15 protein-coding genes and 4 pseudogenes are annotated in these 17,563 nt (G+C 71.1%); 11 read left to right on the top strand and 8 right to left on the bottom strand.

Features of this window, described 5'->3' with window-relative positions:
* Nucleotides 1-36 precede the first annotated feature (36 nt).
* Complete coding sequence (gluQRS, locus tag LJB71_RS10355; protein WP_259304128.1) at nucleotides 37-957, bottom strand: tRNA glutamyl-Q(34) synthetase GluQRS; 921 nt, start codon at nucleotides 955-957, stop codon at nucleotides 37-39.
* A gap of 85 nt (nucleotides 958-1,042) precedes the next feature.
* Between gluQRS and htpX the strand changes: the two are divergent.
* Nucleotides 1,043-1,941 (top strand): annotated as a pseudogene (gene htpX / locus LJB71_RS10350) (protease HtpX).
* Nucleotides 1,942-2,052: 111 nt separating this feature from the next.
* Here the strand turns inward: htpX and LJB71_RS10345 are convergent.
* Both LJB71_RS10345 and epmB read right to left on the bottom strand, forming a co-directional pair.
* Nucleotides 2,053-4,137: a bifunctional diguanylate cyclase/phosphodiesterase gene (locus LJB71_RS10345; RefSeq protein ID WP_259304127.1), complete on the bottom strand. Its 2,085-nt coding sequence runs from the start codon at nucleotides 4,135-4,137 to the stop codon at nucleotides 2,053-2,055.
* Nucleotides 4,138-4,204: 67 nt separating this feature from the next.
* Nucleotides 4,205-5,224, bottom strand: a pseudogene (gene epmB / locus LJB71_RS10340) (EF-P beta-lysylation protein EpmB).
* Between the two features lie 92 nt (nucleotides 5,225-5,316).
* Here epmB and efp point away from each other — a divergent pair.
* The 7 genes and pseudogenes from efp to folE2 all read left to right on the top strand — a co-directional run bounded on the left by efp (nucleotide 5,317) and on the right by folE2 (nucleotide 10,296).
* Nucleotides 5,317-5,883, top strand: coding sequence for an elongation factor P (gene efp / locus LJB71_RS10335; RefSeq protein ID WP_259304126.1), 567 nt, complete (start codon nucleotides 5,317-5,319; stop codon nucleotides 5,881-5,883).
* 55 nt (nucleotides 5,884-5,938) lie between these two features.
* Nucleotides 5,939-7,275, top strand: a pseudogene (locus LJB71_RS10330) (TRZ/ATZ family hydrolase).
* Nucleotides 7,272-7,982: a bifunctional 2-polyprenyl-6-hydroxyphenol methylase/3-demethylubiquinol 3-O-methyltransferase UbiG gene (gene ubiG, locus LJB71_RS10325; RefSeq protein WP_259304125.1), complete on the top strand. Its 711-nt coding sequence runs from the start codon at nucleotides 7,272-7,274 to the stop codon at nucleotides 7,980-7,982. Before LJB71_RS10330 ends, ubiG begins: the two are co-directional and overlap by 4 nt.
* Nucleotides 7,979-8,659 (top strand): phosphoglycolate phosphatase, encoded by a 681-nt coding sequence (gene gph / locus LJB71_RS10320; RefSeq protein WP_259304124.1) that lies wholly within the window; start codon nucleotides 7,979-7,981, stop codon nucleotides 8,657-8,659. The genes ubiG and gph overlap by 4 nt, the downstream gene beginning before the upstream one ends.
* 429 nt (nucleotides 8,660-9,088) lie before the next feature.
* A complete protein-coding gene (locus LJB71_RS10315) occupies nucleotides 9,089-9,325 on the top strand; it encodes a hypothetical protein (protein ID WP_259304123.1) in 237 nt (78 codons plus the stop codon).
* A gap of 48 nt (nucleotides 9,326-9,373) precedes the next feature.
* On the top strand, nucleotides 9,374-9,508 hold the full coding sequence (locus tag LJB71_RS10310) for a hypothetical protein (protein WP_259304122.1): 135 nt from the start codon (nucleotides 9,374-9,376) through the stop codon (nucleotides 9,506-9,508).
* Nucleotides 9,508-10,296: a GTP cyclohydrolase FolE2 gene (gene folE2, locus LJB71_RS10305; RefSeq protein ID WP_259304121.1), complete on the top strand. Its 789-nt coding sequence runs from the start codon at nucleotides 9,508-9,510 to the stop codon at nucleotides 10,294-10,296. Before LJB71_RS10310 ends, folE2 begins: the two co-directional genes overlap by 1 nt.
* A gap of 91 nt (nucleotides 10,297-10,387) precedes the next feature.
* Here folE2 and LJB71_RS10300 read toward each other — a convergent pair.
* Nucleotides 10,388-11,267 (bottom strand): annotated as a pseudogene (locus LJB71_RS10300) (M23 family metallopeptidase).
* Nucleotides 11,264-11,500 (bottom strand): membrane protein insertion efficiency factor YidD, encoded by a 237-nt coding sequence (gene yidD, locus LJB71_RS10295; protein ID WP_259304120.1) that lies wholly within the window; start codon nucleotides 11,498-11,500, stop codon nucleotides 11,264-11,266. Before yidD ends, LJB71_RS10300 begins: the two are co-directional and overlap by 4 nt.
* Before the next feature lie 94 nt (nucleotides 11,501-11,594).
* Here yidD and dksA point away from each other — a divergent pair, with 94 nt between their 5' ends.
* Nucleotides 11,595-12,527, top strand: a complete 933-nt coding sequence (dksA, locus tag LJB71_RS10290) for an RNA polymerase-binding protein DksA (RefSeq protein WP_259304119.1) — start codon at nucleotides 11,595-11,597, stop codon at nucleotides 12,525-12,527.
* Between the two features lie 90 nt (nucleotides 12,528-12,617).
* On the opposite strand, the gene LJB71_RS10285 is transcribed toward dksA, so the two are convergent.
* From LJB71_RS10285 to cysS, 3 genes are read right to left on the bottom strand one after another with little or no spacing between them, the layout of a single operon-like run.
* Nucleotides 12,618-13,874 (bottom strand): MFS transporter, encoded by a 1,257-nt coding sequence (locus LJB71_RS10285; RefSeq protein WP_259304118.1) that lies wholly within the window; start codon nucleotides 13,872-13,874, stop codon nucleotides 12,618-12,620.
* Complete coding sequence (locus LJB71_RS10280) at nucleotides 13,871-14,314, bottom strand: SufE family protein (protein WP_259304117.1); 444 nt, start codon at nucleotides 14,312-14,314, stop codon at nucleotides 13,871-13,873. Before LJB71_RS10280 ends, LJB71_RS10285 begins: the two co-directional genes overlap by 4 nt.
* A complete protein-coding gene (gene cysS, locus LJB71_RS10275) occupies nucleotides 14,311-15,687 on the bottom strand; it encodes a cysteine--tRNA ligase (protein ID WP_259304116.1) in 1,377 nt (458 codons plus the stop codon). Before cysS ends, LJB71_RS10280 begins: the two co-directional genes overlap by 4 nt.
* Before the next feature lie 114 nt (nucleotides 15,688-15,801).
* On the opposite strand from cysS, the gene LJB71_RS10270 reads away from it, so the two are divergent.
* Both LJB71_RS10270 and LJB71_RS10265 read left to right on the top strand, forming a co-directional pair.
* Complete coding sequence (locus LJB71_RS10270; protein ID WP_259304115.1) at nucleotides 15,802-16,245, top strand: hypothetical protein; 444 nt, start codon at nucleotides 15,802-15,804, stop codon at nucleotides 16,243-16,245.
* 259 nt (nucleotides 16,246-16,504) lie between these two features.
* Entirely contained in the window at nucleotides 16,505-17,506 is a 1,002-nt protein-coding gene (locus LJB71_RS10265) for an N-acetylornithine carbamoyltransferase (protein ID WP_259304114.1), read from the top strand.
* Nucleotides 17,507-17,563 lie beyond the last annotated feature (57 nt).

The following is a 17,563-nucleotide window of genomic DNA, read 5'->3' as shown; positions in this document are numbered from 1 at the left end:
GCGAGTGCGAATGCGGATGGAAGGGTGGGGTCGATTCTAGGCGTGTTGGATGGCATTTGCGTTGTGCGCCGCAGGAGCCAGCGCCGGCAGCCGGCGCGGCACCCGCTCCGGCCGGAATGCCTGCCGCGCGGCCTGCAGGAACTCCTCCGGCCCGCGCATCCCGGCCGGCGCCAGCGGGGCCTGCCCGAGCATCCGCCACAGCCGGGCAAGGAGCGGCAGCGGGTCGTCTTCGGCCGCCGCCAGGGCGCCCTCCGATTTCGACAGCTTGCGTCCGTCCGCATCCAGCACCAGCGGCAGGTGCGCATAGGCCGGGGTGGCCAGGCCCAGCGCCCGCTGCAGCAGGATCTGGCGCGGGGTGGAGTCGAGCAGGTCGGCGCCGCGCACCACCTGGGTGATGCCCTGCGCGGCATCGTCCACCACCACCGCCAGCTGGTAGGCCCACAGGCCGTCGCTGCGGCGCAGGACGAAATCGCCGACGTCGCGGTCCACCCGCTGCGCGATGTGCCCGTGCACGGCATCCTCGAAGGCGATCGTGCAGCCGTCTTCCACCCGCAGCCGGATCGCGGGATCGGGGCGCGGACGGCCGACCACGCAGCGGCGGTGGATGCCGCCGGCCGCGGCCAGCGCGCGGCGGCTGCAGTGGCATTCGAATGCCAGCCCGGCCGCCAGCAGGCGCTCCAGCGCGGCCTGGTACAGCGCGCCGCGCCGGCTCTGGAAGGCCACCTCGCCATCGGGATGCAGGCCGAACGCGGCCAGGGTGGCCAGCTGCGCCTGCGCCGCGCCGGGCAGCTCGCGCGGCGGATCGAGGTCCTCGATCCGCACCTGCCATTGCCCGCCGGCGTGGCGCGCGAACAGCCAGCTTCCCAGCGCCGCCAGCAGCGATCCGGCGTGCAGCGGGCCGGTGGGCGAGGGCGCGAAGCGGCCGCGGATGGGCGCGCGGGCGGGAAAGTTGAACATGGCGTTCAGGATGCCGGATTGAAATCCGCGACGATGGGCCACACTACCGCAAACACGCGCGCGTCGGGCGCGCAGGAGTCGACCCATGTTCAAGCGCATGTTCCTGTTCCTGGCCACCAACCTTGCGGTGCTGCTGCTGGTCAGCATCGTGATGTCCATCCTCGGCGTGAATCCGCAGCAGTTCGGCGGGCTGGTGGTGATGGCCGCGCTGTTCGGCTTCGGCGGTTCGATCATCTCGCTGCTGATGTCGAAGTGGGTGGCCAAGCGCGCCACCGGCGCGCAGGTGATCGAGCAACCCCGCAACGAGGCCGAGCAGTGGCTGCTGGCCACCGTGCGCCGGCAGGCCCAGCAGGCCGGCATCGGCATGCCCGAGGTCGCCATCTACGACGCTCCCGAGATCAACGCCTTCGCCACCGGCGCCAACCGCAACAACGCGCTGGTGGCGGTCTCCACCGGCCTGCTGCGGGCGATGAACCGCGACGAAGCGGAGGCGGTGCTGGGCCACGAGGTCGCCACGTCGCCAACGGCGACATGGTCACCATGGCCCTGCTGCAGGGCGTGCTGAACACCTTCGTGATCGTGCTGGCACGCGTGGTCGGGCGGGTGGTGGACGGCGCGATCAGCGGCAACCGCAGTAGCGACGGTCCCGGCTTTGGCTACTACATCATCGTGTTCGTGCTGGAGCTGGTGTTCGGCCTGTTCGCCTCGATGATCGCGATGTGGTTCTCGCGCTACCGCGAGTTCCGCGCCGATGCCGGCGGCGCCGCCCTGGCCGGGCGCGGCAAGATGATCGCCGCGCTGGAGCGGCTGGCGCAGATGCACGGCGCCAGCACCCTGCCCAAGCAGGTCGCGGCGTTCGGCATCAGCGGCGGGGTCGGCAGCGGCCTGCAGCGCCTGCTGATGAGCCACCCGCCGCTGGAGGAGCGCATCGCCGCGCTGCGCAATGCCGCGCCGGAGGCCCTGCGCGAGGGGCTGACTGCCTGATCGCGCGGTCGGCGCCGCCGTACAGCCCACGCAAGAACGCCCGCCTTCCGGCGGGCGTTCGCGTTTGCGTCATGCGGGGGCGATGCGGCCCGGGGCGAGTGTGGCCCGGCCTCAGGCGCTGAAGTCGTAGTTCATCTCGCGCCCGACCGGGGCCAGGAAATCACCCTGCACATAGCTGATCCCGGTGGAGAACAGCAGGGTCATGCTGGCGGCGTCCTGCACCTGCGGGGCGATGGTGCGGATACCGTGCTCGCGCGCCTTGAGCGCGATCTCGCGCAGCTTGGCCTGGGAGGCGCCATTTCTGGCCAGGTCCTCCATGAACTGCGGGTCGATCTTGAGCAGGGCCGGATTGACGTGCTGCAGGATCTGCAGCGAGTTGAGGCCGGCGCCGAAACGCTCCAGCGCCAGGTACACGCCGGAGGCGGACAGCGCCTTGGCGAACGCCTGCGCCCCGTTGAGGTTCACGAACACCTTGGTCTCGGGCACCGCCAGTATCAGCAGCTCGCCCGGCACCCCGGCCTGCGCCAGCTGCTCGTGGATGAAGCCCGGCATCGCCGGGTCCAGCACCGCTTCCTGCGAGACCGACAGCAGCAGGCTGGTGCGCTTGCCGGCGCGCAGGCGCTCGCCGATCACGGTGATCGCGCGCGCCACCGCCCAGCGGTCGATCTCGCCCAGCAGGCCGTGCTCCTCGGCGATCGGCAGGAAGGTGTCGGTCTCCACCGGCACGCCGTCGCTGCCGAGCAGGCGCAGGAACATCTCGTAGGCCTCCTCGTTCTCGCCCTGCAGCGAGACGACGGGCTGGAAGCCGAGCTGGAAACCGTCCCCGGCGAGCGCACCGCGGATGCGCTCCACCCACGCGGCGATCCGTTCCTGCTCGGCGCGGTCCAACGCGCTGGGGTCGTACAGTTCCACCCGGTTGCCGCCGACGCCGACCGCGGCGGCCAGGTGGTGGGTGGCCTTGGCCAGCACCTGGCTGGTGCTGGCGATCTTCTCGCCGATCTGCACCCCGCCGAAGCTGGCGGTGGCGTTGAGCGAATTGTTGCCGACCGCCAGCACCGCGTCCGCGATGCCCGCGCGCAGGCGTTCGGCCAGCGCGCTGGTGGCGTGGTAGTCGCTGTTGCGCGCCAGCACCGCCAGCTGATGCTCGCCGAAGCGGGCCACCAGCGCCTCCGGCGCGGCCTGGGTCAGGCGCTGGCCCAATGCGGCCATCAGGTCGTCGGCGGCATCCAGCCCGATCACGTCGAGCAGTTGCATGTAATGGTCGGGTTCCACCAGCAGCAGGCCGTGCGCGGCGCCGCTGGCGGCGGCCTCGGCCACCGCGGCATCCAGCAGGCCGAGGAAGGTGGGGCGGTTGAGCAGGCCGGTGGCCGGGTCGCGCTGCTTGAGCTCTTCCACCTGGCGCGCCAGCTCCGGGTCCACCTCGCTGGCCTGGTGGCGGAAGATCACCTGCAGGCAGGCCTCGCCCTGGTACTGCGCCGGGCTGAACTCCATCACCGCCGGGAAGTCCTGGCCCTCGGCATCGCGCGCGGTCAGCTCGTAGCGCGGCGGCGCTTCCTCGCCCTTGGACAGGCGCTTGAGCAGGGCCTTGAACTCGGGCACGTCCTGCGGCGCCACCAGGTCCAGCAGCGACATGCCCTCGATGTCCTCGAAGGAGTCATAGCCGAACATTTCCAGATAGGCCTGGTTGGCGCGGATGTGCATGCCTTCGTGGATATAGGCGATCGGCTCGCGCGAGGAGTCGATCAGCATGTCGCAGCGGCGCTGGGTCTCGCGCATCTGCGCTTCCAGCCGGCGCTGCGACCGGCGAGATTCCAGCGCCTCCCATTCGGCATGCACCGCTTTCAGGAACTGCTGCGGGCGGTCGCGCAGTGCCACTGCGTGTGCGCCCAGCGTCTGCACCTGTTCGAGGATGTCGTCGTTGATCCCGTCCAGCACCGCCAGCAGCGGCACGTCGCGGCCGCCGCCGGCCACCGCCTTGGCCACTTGCTCGAACGGCAGCAGGGCCGAGGCGTAGTCGGCCAGCACCATGTCCACCGGCTGCTGCGCCAGCATCGCCAGCAGTTCGTCCAGCGACTCCGGGCGCAGCGGGCGCACCGCGGTGCCGGCGTTGCGCAGGCGGCTGACCATGGCCTCGGCCTCGTTCACCAGGTCGGCCACGAGCATCAAGCGCAGTGCGGTGTCCTTGCCAATCGCCATGGGTGTTCCGGTGCCATCGTGTCGGGGGATAGATAGCAGGCTACCGTACCCACGAACGTGATGCCGGTCAAAGCCCGGTGAGCGGCGTCTTGCCGGGCTGGCCGGCGATTTCGCGCACCAGGCGCGGCACCAGGTAGCCGGGCAGCCGCGCCGCCAGCGCCGCGTGCAGGGCCAGTGCGTGGGCATCGTCCACCTCGAAATGGGCCGCGCCGGCCACCCGGTCCAGCTGGTGCAGGTAATAGGGCAGCACGCCGGCGGCGAAGCCGCGTTCGCACAGCTCGGCCAGCGCCTCCACGTCGTCGTTCACCCCGCGCAGCAGTACGGCCTGGTTGAGCAGGCTGGCTCCGGCTGCGCGCAGGCGCGCCAGCGCAGCGTCCACCGCCGGGTCGAACTCGTTGGCATGGTTGGCGTGCAGCACCACCACCACCGGCCAGGGCAGGCCGCCCAGCCAGGCCAGCAGGCCGGCATCCACCCGCTCCGGCAGCACCACCGGCAGCCGGGTGTGCAGGCGCAGGCGGCGGATATGCGGGATCGCGCGCAGGGCGTCGGTCAGCGCCATCAGCTTGTGGTCGGCCAGCGACAGCGGGTCGCCGCCGGAGAGGATGACCTCGTGGAGCGACGGGTCGGCGGCGACCAGCGCCACCGCATCGCGCCAGCCGGCCGCGGCGGCGGTGTCCCCGGCATATGGGTAGTGGCGGCGGAAGCAGTAGCGGCAGTGCACCGCGCAGCTGCCGGTGGCGATCAGCAGGGCGCGGCCGTTGTATTTGTGGATGACGCCGCCGCCGCGGCGCGCCAGTATCGCCCACCGCGTCCAGTCGGAAGCCGGGCACCACGCGCTCCTCGTCCAGCACCGGCAGCACCTGGCGCAGCAGCGGGTCGTGCGGGTCGCCGGGGCGCATCCGGGCCACGAAGCCGCGCGGAACGCGCAGCGGAACTGCCTGGCTGCCGCTTCGGACAGGCTGGAGGCGAGCGCATCCAGGCCCAGCAGCGTGAGCAGCTCGCGCGGGTCGCGCACGGCCTCGCGCCACAGCATCTGCCAGCGCGGGGCGGGGGGCTGCTGCATTGGGATGGGGGCTGCGGGTATCATGTCGGGCTGCAAGCACACCGTTCCGGCCCAGCCGGAACCCTCGTAAAACCCACAGTTTAGCCGCCCGCGCCGGGTGGCCCCAAGGAGTACCCATGGCCTCCCTCGGCATGAACGATGTCAAGTCCGGGCAGAAGATCCTCGTCAACAACGAGCCCTGCATCATCACCGAAACCGATTACGTGAAGCCCGGCAAGGGCCAGGCCTTCACCCGCGTGCGCTACCGCATGATCCGTTCCGGCCGCGTGCAGGAACTCACCATGAAGTCCACCGACTCGGTGGAGGCCGCCGACGTGGTCGATACCGACATGCAGTACCTGTACAGCGACGGCGAGTACTGGCACTTCATGAATCAGGAGACCTTCGAGCAGGTGCAGGCCGACAAGGCCGGCGTCGGTGACGCCGCCAAGTGGCTGAAGGGCGAGGAACTGTGCGTGGTGACCCTGTTCAACGGCAGCCCGATCCAGGTGACGCCGCCGAACTTCGTCGAGCTGAAGATCGTCGAGACCGACCCCGGCGTGCGTGGCGACACCTCCGGCGGTGGCGGCAAGCCGGCCACCCTGGAGACCGGCGCGGTGGTGCGTGTGCCGCTGTTCGTCGGCCAGGACGAGGTGATCAAGGTCGATACCCGCAGCGGCGAGTACGTGTCGCGCGTGAAGTGATGCACCCACCCGTCCGCGCCGGGCGCGGGCGGGTGCCGTTTTTGGAAGGAACGACATGACCGAGCCCGCACCGCAGCCTTGCGACCTTCTCATCGAAGCCGGCTGGGTGGTGCCGGTCGTCCCGCACGGCGTGGTCCTCGAAGGCCACGCCGTCGCCGTTTCCGGGGGCGCATCCTGGCGGTGCTGCCCACCGACGAGGCGCGCGCGCGCTTCGTCGCGAAGGAGACCGTCCCGCGCCCGGACGCCGCGCTGATCCCCGGCCTGGTCAACGCCCACACCCACAACCCGATGACGCTGCTGCGCGGGGTGGCCGACGACCTGCCGCTGATGACCCGGCTGCGCGAGCACATCTGGCCGGTGGAGGCAGCGGTGATCGGCCCCGAGTTCGTGGCCGACGGCGTGGCGCTGGCGATCGCGGAGATGCTGCGCGGCGGCACCACCTGTGCCAACGAGAACTACTTCTTCCCCGACGTGCAGGCGGCGGTGTACCGCAAGCACGGCTTCCGTGCGCGGGTGGGGCTGCCGGTGATCGATTTCCCGACGGCCTGGGCCAGGACCGCGGATGAATATTTCGACCGCGCCATCGAGGTGCATGATCTTTGGCGGAGCGACCCGTTGATTGCCACTGCGTTCGCGCCGCACGCGCCGTACACCGTCAGCGACGCCAATTTCGAGCGGGTGCGGATGCTGGCCGACCAGCTCGACGTGCCGGTGCACCTGCACACCCACGAGACCGCGCAGGAAGTGGCGGACTCGATCAAGCTGCACGGCCAGCGCCCGCTGGCGCGGCTGGACCGGCTGGGGCTGGTGAACGACCGCCTGATCGCGGTGCACATGACCCAGCTCACCGAGGCCGAGATTCACCTGTGCGCCGAACGCGGCGTGAGCGTGGTGCACTGCCCGGAATCCAACCTCAAGCTGGCTTCGGGCTTCTGCCCGGCCTGCGCGCTGTTGGCGGCCGGCGTGAACCTGGCCATCGGCACCGACGGCTGCGCCAGCAACAACGACCTCGACATGTTCGGCGAGACCCGCACCGCGGCGCTGCTGGGCAAGGCGGTGGCCAACGACGCCGCCGGCTTCTCGGCGTTCGAGGCGCTGCACGCGGCCACGCTCGGCGGCGCCAGGGCGCTGGGGTTCGGCGACCGCATCGGTTCGATCGAGCCCGGCAAGGAGGCCGACCTCGCCTGCGTGGACCTGTCCGCGCTTGAGGCCCAGCCGCTGCACCACGTGGTGTCGCAGCTGGTGTACGCCGCCGGCCGCCAGCAGGTGACGGACGTGTGGATCGCCGGTCAGATGAAGCTGCGCGGGCGTGTGCTGGTCGATATGGAGGTCGATGCCATCGTCGCCAACGCCCGCCAGTGGCGGGCCCGCATCGCGGAGGTGCGCGCATGAGCGCCGCGTCCGGCAATTTCGCCCAGGCCGAGCTCGACAAGTTCGACGCCCTCGCGCAGCGCTGGTGGGACCCGGACGGCCCGCAGAAGGCGCTGCACGCGCTGAACCCCGCGCGGCTGGGCTACGTGGCGCAGCACGTCACCCTGCGCGATGCGGCGGTGCTGGACGTGGGTTGCGGCGGCGGCCTGCTGAGCGAGGCGCTGGCGGCGGCCGGCGCGCGGGTGACCGCGATCGACCTCGCCCCGGCCCTGCTGAAGGTCGCGCGCCTGCACGGGCTGGAATCGGGCGTGAAGGTCGATTACCGGCAAGCGACGGTGGAGGCGCTGGCCGGGGAGCTGCCGGGCACGTTCGACGCGGTGACCTGCATGGAGATGCTGGAGCACGTGCCGGATCCCGGCTCGGTGGTGCGCGCCTGCGCGGTGCTGCTCAAGCCCGGCGGGCGCCTGCTGCTGTCCACCCTGAACCGCACGCCGGCCGCATTCGCGCTGGCGATCGTCGGCGCGGAATACATCGCGCGCCTGCTGCCCACCGGCACCCACCAGTACCGCGACTTCATCAAGCCCTCGGAACTGGCGCGCCTGCTGCGCGATGCCGGGCTGGTGCTGGAGGATGTCAGCGGCCTGCTGTACGAGCCGTGGCGCAACGCGGCGCGCATCGTGCACCGCACCGACGTCAATTACCTCGCCTGCGCGCGCAAGCCGGAATGAGTACGACACGGTTTCCGAAGCTGGTGCTGTTCGACCTGGACGGCACCCTGCTGGACAGCGCGCCGGACATGCTGGCCACCGTCAACCGCATGCGTGCCGCGCGCGGGCAGGGGCCGATGGCGCTTCAGGCGTTGCGCCCGCACGTGTCCCGGGGTTCGCGCGCGATGAGCGCGGTGGCCTTCCCGGAACTCGGCGGCGAGGTGCCCGCGGAGCTGGTGCGCGAGTTCCTCGACACCTACGCGCAGGAGCTGGGCCGGCACAGCCGGCTGTTCGACGGCGTGCCCGCGCTGCTGGAGGCGATCGAGGCCGCCGGCAGCCGCTGGGGCATCGTCACCAACAAGCCCGAATACCTGGCGCGTCAGGTGCTGCCGGGGCTGGGCTGGGAAGATCGTTGCGCGGTGCTGGTCGGCGGCGACACCCTGGCCGAGCGCAAGCCGCATCCGCTGCCGCTGCTGCATGCGGCGCAGGCGCTGGGCGTGGCGGTCGCGGACTGCGCCTATGTCGGCGACGACGCGCGCGACATCCAGGCCGCGCGCGCGGCGGGGATGCCCGCACTGGTCGCGCTGTGGGGCTATCGCGTGCCGGGCGAGGATCCGGCGGCCTGGGGCGGCGACGTCCTGGTGCAGGCTCCGCGCGATTTGCTGCGCTGGCCGCTGCCGCTGCAGGTCGTGCCGTGAGCGACGCCGCCGCGCTCGAGGCCTTCCTCGAAAAATGGCGCGCGCGCTGGCCGGAATGGGGCATCGCCGAAGCCTTTCTGCCATCGGCGCAGCGGCCACTGGCGCAGGCTCATTGGCGCTGCGCGCGGAGCTGCTCGACGCCGCCTGGGGCGGTTCCGATCCCACCCCGGGCGCCGCCAAGCTGGGCTGGTGGGAGGAGGAGTTGCGCGGCTGGGCGCGCGGCGCGCGCCGGCATCCGCTGGGGCTGGCGCTGCAGAAACAGCCGTTGGACTGGGTGGCGCTGGCCGCGGCGGTCCCGGCGCTGCGCCTGCGGCGGGCGCCGGAGGGCGACCGCGCCACCACCCTGGAGGGCTTGGCGCCCTTGGCGGCGGCGCTGGCGTCGCTGTCCGCCCGCCTGTTCGACGTCGAGGACGGCGCTCTGCCGAGGCCATGGCCGAGGCGCTGCTGGCGGAATGGGGGCTGTGGCTGCCGCAGCGCGGGGTGCCGGCGGATGGAACGGCAATCCCGGACCTGCTCGCCCTGCCTGCGCTGCGCGCCGGCGCGCGCGCCGAGCGCATCCACGCCGCGCTGGTGCGCGCCCGCCTGCGGCGGATCGCGGCCGGGCGCAGGCCGCCGATCCCCGCGCCGGTGGCGCTGCTGTCGGCCTGGCGCGCCGCGCGCGGCTGAACCACAGCGTTGCAGGGACACTCACGCCCGGCCCGGTACAATGCCGCGATGCACAAGCCGCTGACCTCGCCGATCCTGCCCGATGTGGCCTTCGACACCGCCGCGCAGGCGCGCGCGCTGGACTGGGTGGGAATGGACGGCATGGCCCTGCCGATCCGGCTGCAGGACGAGGGGGGCAGGTGATGACGGTGCCGGCCAGCGTGGATATCGCAGTAAACCTGCGCGATCCGGACGCCCGCGGCATCCATATGTCGCGCCTGTACCTGCAGCTGCAGCAGGGCCTGGCCAACGAGGCGCTGAGCGCGCCGGCGCTGCGGCGCCTGCTGGAGGCCTGCATCGCCTCGCAGAACGGCCTGGCCAGCCGTGCCCGCCTGCGCCTGCGCTATGACCAGCTGCTGTTGCGGCAGGCGCTGCGCAGCGGCAATGCCGGCTGGAAGCGCTATCCGGTCGAGGTCGAGGCCGAACTGGCCGACGGCCACCTGCGCCTGGTGCTGGCATTCGCACTGGAGTATTCCAGCACCTGCCCGGCATCCGCCGCGCTGTCGCGGCAGGCCAATGCGCAGCGCTTCGCCGCCGATTTCGCCGCGGCCGGCGCGGTCCCGGCCGCGGCCGTGCGCGACTGGCTGCAAAGCCCGCGCGGGCTGGCCGCCACCCCGCATGCCCAGCGCAGCCGCGCCGAGGTGCGGGTGGAGCTGAAACCGGCCTTCGACGGGTTGCCGCTGGTCGCGCTGGTGGATGCGCTGGAGACCGCGCTGGGCACGCCGGTACAGACCGCGGTCAAGCGCGAGGACGAGCAGGCCTTCGCGCAGGCCAATGCCGCCAACCTGATGTTCTGCGAGGACGCCGCGCGCCGGGTGGCCGCGGTGCTCACCACCGATGCCCGCATCGCCGCCTGGAGCGCGCGCGTGGCGCATCTGGAGAGTCTGCACCCGCACGATGCGGTGGCCAGCGTCAGCGGCCGCAACGGTTGATCGCGTCGCCGGTAGATGCGCCTGCGAGACTCCGCCCACGCTGCCGCGCCGCCGCGCGCCGTGGTGCCGGAGCGCGCGTTGGCGATTGCGGCTAGCGCCCGCGTTCGAGCACCAGCAGCGGGTCGATGCGGGTGTCGAACCAGTTCATCCCCCAATGCAGGTGCGGCCCGGTGGCGCGTCCGGTGGCGCCGACCGCGCCGATCACCTGGCCCTGGCGGACCACCTCGCCCACCCGCACATCGATCCGCGACAGGTGCAGGAAATTGCTGCTGATGCCGTGGCCGTGGTCCAGCAGCAGGGTGCCGCCGGTGAGATACAGATCGGGCGCGGCAAAGGTCACCACGCCGCTGGCCGGCGCCCGCACCGGGGTGCCGGCCGGGGCGGCGATGTCCATGCCCGAATGCGGGGCGCCGGGGCTGTCGTCGTAGATCCGCTGGTTGCCGAAACGCCCGCTGAGGCGGCCCTGCACGGGCCACTGAAAACGCTGGGCGAAGCCGGTTTCATCGCCATCGCGCTGGCGCGCGGCGACCACCCGGGCCTGCTCCTGCGCGATCCGGCGCGCGATCTCCGGCGGCGGATTCACCGTGTCCGGCGGCGCGCCGCGCACGATTTCCACTGGCCAGTCGCGCGGGGTCACCGCAATCCGCACCGCCTGCGCCGGTGCCCCGGGCGGCTGCACCGTCAGCTCCAGCGGGCCCGGCTCGTCGCGACCGACTCCGAACACCACGCTGCCGTAGGCGGTGGGGCGCAGGCTGCGGCCGCGGTAGGACACCACGCTGCCGGCGGGCACCTTGCCGATCACCATCGCCCCCCTGCGGCACGCTGGCCGGAAACACCACACCCGGCGCGGCGTCGGTGATGGCACTGGATGCGGCGGTAGCCGCTTCCGACGGTACCCGGGCGGCCGCCAGCGGGAGCGCGGCCAGCAGCGTCAGCGCGATGGTGCCGCGGGGCGGCGGGCGCAGGCTCATGCCGGCGGTACGGGGTCGTGCCCACCCGGATGCAGCGGATGGCAGCGAGCGATGCGGCGTGCGGCCAGGTAGCTGCCCTTGACCGGCCCGAACCGGTTGATCGCCTCCATCGCGTATTCCGAGCAGGTGGGGACGAAGCGGCAGCGCGGCCCCAGCAACGGGCTGATCCAGCGCTTGTAGCCGCGCAGCAGGGCGATGAGGAGTCGGGAAATCACGGTGTCCGTGGCGGGCATTGGCGGCGCGACTGACGCGGTTGCCGCGTTGCGTCCGGCAGGGTATAACAGCGCGCCTTCCCGCCTCAAGGGAAAACGACGAGGAATACCTGACGTGGCAGCGAAGAAACCCGCCAAGAAGCCCACCAAGCCGGCCGCCAAGGCCGCTTCGGCGAAGAAGCCGGCTCCCGCCAGGAAGCCCGTCGTCAAGCCGGTCGCGAAGAAGGCCGCGGTGAAGAAGGCGGCGCCGGCCAAGAAGGCCGTCGTAGCGAAGAAGCCGGCACCCGCGAAGAAGCCCGCCGCCAAGCCGGTGGCCAAGAAAGCAGTCGCCGCGAAGAAGCCTGCCGCGATCGCGAAGAAGCCGGCGGCCAAGCCGGTCGCGCCTGTCAAGAAGGCCGTCGCCAAGCCCGCGGCGAAGAAGTCTGCGCCGGCGAAGAAGCCGGTCGCCAAGCCCGCGCCGATCGCGCCGAGGAAGGACGCAAGCAAACCCGCGCCGCCACCACCCGTGAAGCAGGCGGTGCCGAAGACGAAACCGGAAGGGAAAGTGATGGTGGCAGTGAAGAAGACGTCCTCGGGGCCGGCCGTGTCCAGGGACAAGTTCAAGGTGGTGCCATACCAGGTGGACGAAGCCACCGGGCGCCCGATCGTCCCGTCGGGCTACAAGCCCTCGCCGGACGAGGAGTACATGAATCCCCTGATGCTGGAGTACTTCCGGCAGCGCCTGCTGCAGTGGCGCGCGGAGCTGGTGGAGGAATCCAAGCAGACCATCGAGAACCTGAAGGAAGAAGTGCGCGACATCGGCGACGAGGCCGAGCGCGCCACCCGCGAGACCGAGAACTCGCTGGAGCTGCGGACCCGCGACCGCTACCGCAAGCTGATCGGCAAGATCGATTCCACCCTCAAGCGGATGGACAACGGCGAGTACGGCTACTGCGTGGACACCGGCGAGGAGATCGGCCTGGAGCGGATGGAGGCCCGCCTCACCGCCGAGCGCACGATCGATGCGCAGGAGCGCTGGGAGCATACGCAGAAGCTGATGGGCGATTGATCTGCCTGAGGTGCGGTGCGATGCCAGCGACGGCGCCTGCGGGCGCCGTCGCTGTTTGCGGGCCGGGTCGATCCGGGCGATGCCGGGCTGCTATTGCAGCTCGCGCAGATCCAGCCGGCGCAGGCGCGGGGCCAGGCGCGCGGTGGTGGCGACCACCGCCAGGGTGACGCAGCCGCCCACGATGATCGCCGGCACCAGCCCCAGCAGGCGCGCCATCACGCCGTCATAGAAGGCGCCCAGTTCGTTCGACGAGCTGATGAACAGGCCGTTGATCGCGGACACCCGCCCGCGCATGGCGTCGGGCGTCACCAGCTGCATGATGGTCGAACGCAGCACCACCGAGATGCCGTCGCACATCCCGTACAGCACCAGCAGCGCGGTGGACAGCCACAGCTGCCGCGACAGCGCGAACGCGATCGTGCACAGGCCGAAGCCGGCCACCGCCAGCAGCAGTACCCGCCCCGCATGGCGCTGCAACGGGTGGCGGGTGAGCCACAGCGCGATCGCGATCGAGCCTGTCGCCGGCGCCGCGCGCAGCACGCCCAGCGCTTCCGGCCCGGCGTGCAGGATGTCCTGGATGAAGGCCGGCAGCATCGACACCGCGCCGCCCAGCAGCACCGAGAACATGTCCAGCGCCATCGCGCCCAGCAGCATCTGGTTGCCGGCCACGAAGCGCGCGCCCTCTTGGATGCTGGCGAAGATCGGGCCGCGCTGCAGCGGCCGCGGTGGTTCGGTCACCGGCATCGCCAGCAGGGTGATGCTTGCCAACAGCGCCAGCACGGTGCCGGTGGCGAAGGCCGCGCCAGCGCCGAGCGCGCCCACCAGCACCCCGCCCAGGGCCGGGCCGAGCACCAGCCCGGTCTGGAACACCACGCTGCCGAGGCTGGCCCCACGCACGAACTGCTGCCGCCGCAGCACCCGCGCGAACAGCGCGTTATAGACCGGCCCGAGGAAAGAGCGGCCGATGCCGCCCACCGCGACCGCGAGGTAAATCGGCCAGGTGCCGCGCAGCGCCAGCACGCCGCTGGCGGTCAGGGCCAGCACGCCGGCATTGAGCGCCAGCAGGGCGCAAGCGGCGGCGCCCAGCTTGCGGCGCGGCAGGTGGTCTACCAGGTAGCCGGAGAACGGCGCGATGCAGAAATACGGCACCACTTCCGCCAGCCCCACCAGCCCCAGCGCCAGCGGATTGCGGGTGAGCAGATAGATGTGCCAGCCCACCGCCACCGCCGCCACCTGGTAGGAGAGCAGGGTGCAGATGCGGTAGAGCATCAGCCAGCGGAAGCCGACGCTGCGCAGCGGCGAGGAGTCCGGGGCGGGCTCGCCGGCGAGCCCGGCTCCGGTGCTCATGCGGTCGCGGCGGCCTGCGCGCGTTCGCGGATGAAGGCGAGCAGAGCGGCGAGGCCATTGCTGCGGGTGGGCGACAGATGCTTGCCCAGGCCGATGGTGGCGATGTAGTCGGGAGACGTCGCCAGGATCTCGGCCGCGCTGCGGCCCGAATACACCCGCAGCGCCAGGTACACCAGCCCGGATACGATGGCCGAATCGCTGGCGGCGTGGAACACCAGCCGCCCGGCGTCGCCCTCGGCCACGATCCACACCAGTGATTGGCAGCCGTGCAGGCGGTGCTCCTCGGTTTTCCACTGCTGCGGAAACGGGGGCAGCTTGCGGCCGAGGTCGATCAGGTACTGGTAGCGCTCCGACCAGTCGCCGAAGAACGCGAATTCCTCCGCGATCGCGGCCTGCGCCTCGGCGGCGGTGGGTTCAATCGGGAAAGGCGAGTCGGTCATGCGCGCTTCCACCTGACGCCCTGCGGCGTGTCCTCCAGCAGGATGCCTTCATCCGCCAGCTGCTGGCGGATCGCATCGGCGCGCGCGAAGTCGCGCGCCTGCTTGGCGGCGAGGCGTGCGTCGATCAGCGCCTGGATGCGGGCGTCGTCGTCGCTGCCCGCGCCGCGCGCGAACCACGCGGCCGGGTCCTGCTGCAGCAGGCCGAGCGCGCCGCCCGCGCCCAGCAACTGCGATTTCAACGCGGTTTTTTCCGCGTTCGACGTGGCCTTGCGCGCCTCGCCGGCGAGGCGGGCGATCTCGGCCAGCGCCGCCGGGGTGTTGAGATCGTCGCACAGTGCGGCCTCGATGCTGTCCGGGATCGCGGGCGCGGCCGGAATGTCCGCGAGGTCGCGCAGGGTGCCGTACAGCCGGTCGAGGGTGCGCACCGACTGCGCGATCAGGCCCTCCGACCATTCCAGCGGCTGCCGGTAGTGCGCCGAGAGCAGGGCATAGCGCAGGGCTTCCGGCGGATGCGCGCGCACCAACTCGTGCACGCGCTGGATGTTGCCCACCGACTTGGCCATCTTGGCGCCGCCGAAGTTCAGCATGCCGTTGTGCAGCCAGAACCGGGCGAACACCTTGCCGCCGTGCGCGCATTCGCTCTGCGCGATCTCGTTTTCGTGGTGGGGGAACTGCAGGTCCACGCCGCCGGCGTGGATGTCGATGGTCTCACCCAGGTGCGCCTCGGCCATCGCCGAGCACTCGATGTGCCAGCCCGGGCGGCCGCGGCCCCAGGGCGAGCCCCAGCCGGGCAGGTCGTCGCTGGAGGGCTTCCACAGCACGAAGTCGCCGGGATCGCGCTTGTACGGCGCCACATCCACCCGCGCGCCCGCCAGCATTTCCTCGCGGTCGCGGCGCGACAGCCTGCCGTAGCCGGGGAAGCTGGCCACCGCGAACAGCACGTGGGCCTCCGCCGCGTAGGCATGGCCGTCGGCGATCAGGCGCTCGATCATCGCGATCATCTGCGGCATGTGCGCGGTGGCCGCCGGTTCGATGTCCGGGGCGAAGGGGCCGCTCACGCCCAGCGCCGCCATGTCCTGCCGATAGGCGGCGGCGTATTTGTCGGTGATGACGTGGATCGGCGCGCCAAGCTCCTTCGCCGCCGCGTTGATCTTGTCGTCCACGTCGGTGATGTTGCGGGCGTAGCGCAGGTGGCCGTAGCGGCGGCGCAGCAGCGCGGCCAGCACCCCGAACACCACCGGGCCGCGGGCATTGCCGATGTGCACGTAGTTGTAGACGGTGGGCCCGCACAGGTACAGGGTCGGGCCGGCCGGATCCTGCGGCGTGAACGGTTCGACCCGGCGGGTCAGGCTGTTGTAGAGGTGCAGATCCATGGCGGCGTGATGCAGGCGGGGCGCCATTGTAGCGGGGCGCTCAGGATGAGTTCGCCGTCTGCCGCGACAGCAGCGATTCATGCGGTGCCGGGCGCCCGCCGATACACTCCGGGCATGCCGATGCGCCCCTTTCATCCTTTTCTTGCCCTGCCGTCGGGGCTGCTCGCATGCGCGCTGGCGGCGGCGCAGGACGCCCCGCGCGAGGCGGTGGTGCCGGTGGAGAACGTGCGCTACGACTATGCCCAGGTGCTGTCGGTGCGCCCGGTGTACCAGACCCTGCGCACCACCAGCATGGAAAAGGTCTGCGATCCGCGCGGGCCGGTCAAAAGCGCGACCCTGGCGCGGGTGATGAACGCGGTGCGCGACCGCCTCTCGCCAGGCAAGGAAGGCGAGGGCGAGACCTGCCGGATGGAGCCGGTGACCAAGGAATACCGCCGCACAATTGCCTATGACGTCGATTACATGTACCGCGGCAGCAAGTTCCGCACCCGCATGGACAGCGACCCCGGCAACCGCCTGCGCATCCGCATCTCGATCATGCCGCATCCAGTCGAGTAGGCCCCGTTGGCGCCCGCCTGCAGCGGCGGCTTGCGTCGGCCGCGTTGGCGTGCGAGCATGCGCGCCTCGATGAACGCCCGCCTCGCCACGCGCCACGCTGACTCTGCCCGGATGGCCTCCGGCATGACCTCGCGCGCGCGCCGACCGGAACCTGCCACTGCTGGGTAATCCGGAGCGTCTTTTTTCCTTGCTTCCGAAACCCGGCCTCCGCGCCGGGTTTCTTCGTTTTCCTTCCCACTTGCTGCCTGCGGGCTTTCCGATGAAGCATTTCCTCAATACCCAGGACTGGAGCCGCGCCGACCTCGACGCCCTGCTGGCGCAGGCCGCCGCGTTCAAGCGCGAGAAGCTCGGCGATGCGATGAAGGGGCGCGCGATCGCGCTGGTGTTCTTCAACCCCTCCATGCGCACCCGCACCAGCTTCGAGCTGGGTGCGTTCCAGTTGGGCGGCCATGCGGTGGTGCTGCAGCCGGGCAAGGATGCCTGGCCGATCGAGTTCGACCTCGGCACGGTGATGGACGGCGAGGCCGAGGAGCACATCGCGGAAGTGGCGCGGGTGCTGGCGCGCTACGTGGACCTGATCGGCGTGCGTGCGTTCCCCAAGTTCGTGAATTGGGCGCAGGACCGCGAGGACCGCGTGCTCAAGGCCTTCGCGAAGTATTCGACGGTGCCGGTCATCAACATGGAGACCATCACCCACCCCTGCCAGGAGCTGGCGCATGTGCTGGCGCTGCAGGAGCACTTCGGCGCCAGCGACCTGCGCGGCAAGAAGTTCGTGCTGACCTGGACCTACCATCCCAGGCCGCTGAACACGGCGGTGGCCAATTCTGCGCTGACCATCGCCACCCGCATGGGGATGGACGTCACCCTGCTGTGCCCGACGCCCGATTACATCCTCGACCAGCGCTACCTGGCCTGGGCACAGGCCAATGTGGAGGAATCTGGCGGCAGCTTCACCATCAGTCACGACATCGCATCGGCCTACCGGGGCGCCGACGTGGTGTACGCCAAGAGCTGGGGCGCACTGCCGTATTTCGGCAATTGGGCGGAGGAAAAGCCGATCCGCGACCAGTACAGGCACTTCATCGTGGACGAAGCCAAGATGGCGCTGACCCGCGACGGCGTGTTCAGCCACTGCCTGCCGCTGCGCCGCAACGTGAAGGCCACCGATGCGGTGATGGATTCCCCGCGCTGCATCGCCATCGACGAGGCGGAGAACCGCCTGCACGTGCAGAAGGCGATCATGGCCGCACTGCTGCGCTGAGCCGGACCGCCGCGCCCGTTTTTCCTTCCCCCTGCTTTCCATTACGGACACCCCCAT

The organism is Thermomonas sp. S9, from assembly GCF_024704365.1.
GTDB lineage: Bacteria > Pseudomonadota > Gammaproteobacteria > Xanthomonadales > Xanthomonadaceae > Thermomonas.
This window is presented reverse-complemented; position numbering and strand designations above follow the sequence as displayed.

Coding starts and splice junctions, on each gene's coding strand:
- LJB71_RS10270 (WP_259304115.1), top strand. CDS start 15,802: ATGCCGATGCGCCCCTTTCATCCTTTTCTTGCCCTGCCGTCGGGGCTG.
- LJB71_RS10265 (WP_259304114.1), top strand. CDS start 16,505: ATGAAGCATTTCCTCAATACCCAGGACTGGAGCCGCGCCGACCTCGAC.
- efp (WP_259304126.1), top strand. CDS start 5,317: ATGGCCTCCCTCGGCATGAACGATGTCAAGTCCGGGCAGAAGATCCTC.
- LJB71_RS10285 (WP_259304118.1), bottom strand. CDS start 13,874: ATGAGCACCGGAGCCGGGCTCGCCGGCGAGCCCGCCCCGGACTCCTCG.
- folE2 (WP_259304121.1), top strand. CDS start 9,508: ATGACGGTGCCGGCCAGCGTGGATATCGCAGTAAACCTGCGCGATCCG.
- LJB71_RS10280 (WP_259304117.1), bottom strand. CDS start 14,314: ATGACCGACTCGCCTTTCCCGATTGAACCCACCGCCGCCGAGGCGCAG.
- gluQRS (WP_259304128.1), bottom strand. CDS start 957: ATGTTCAACTTTCCCGCCCGCGCGCCCATCCGCGGCCGCTTCGCGCCC.
- LJB71_RS10315 (WP_259304123.1), top strand. CDS start 9,089: ATGGCCGAGGCGCTGCTGGCGGAATGGGGGCTGTGGCTGCCGCAGCGC.
- LJB71_RS10345 (WP_259304127.1), bottom strand. CDS start 4,137: ATGGCGATTGGCAAGGACACCGCACTGCGCTTGATGCTCGTGGCCGAC.
- ubiG (WP_259304125.1), top strand. CDS start 7,272: ATGAGCGCCGCGTCCGGCAATTTCGCCCAGGCCGAGCTCGACAAGTTC.
- yidD (WP_259304120.1), bottom strand. CDS start 11,500: ATGCCCGCCACGGACACCGTGATTTCCCGACTCCTCATCGCCCTGCTG.
- gph (WP_259304124.1), top strand. CDS start 7,979: ATGAGTACGACACGGTTTCCGAAGCTGGTGCTGTTCGACCTGGACGGC.
- cysS (WP_259304116.1), bottom strand. CDS start 15,687: ATGGATCTGCACCTCTACAACAGCCTGACCCGCCGGGTCGAACCGTTC.
- LJB71_RS10310 (WP_259304122.1), top strand. CDS start 9,374: ATGCACAAGCCGCTGACCTCGCCGATCCTGCCCGATGTGGCCTTCGAC.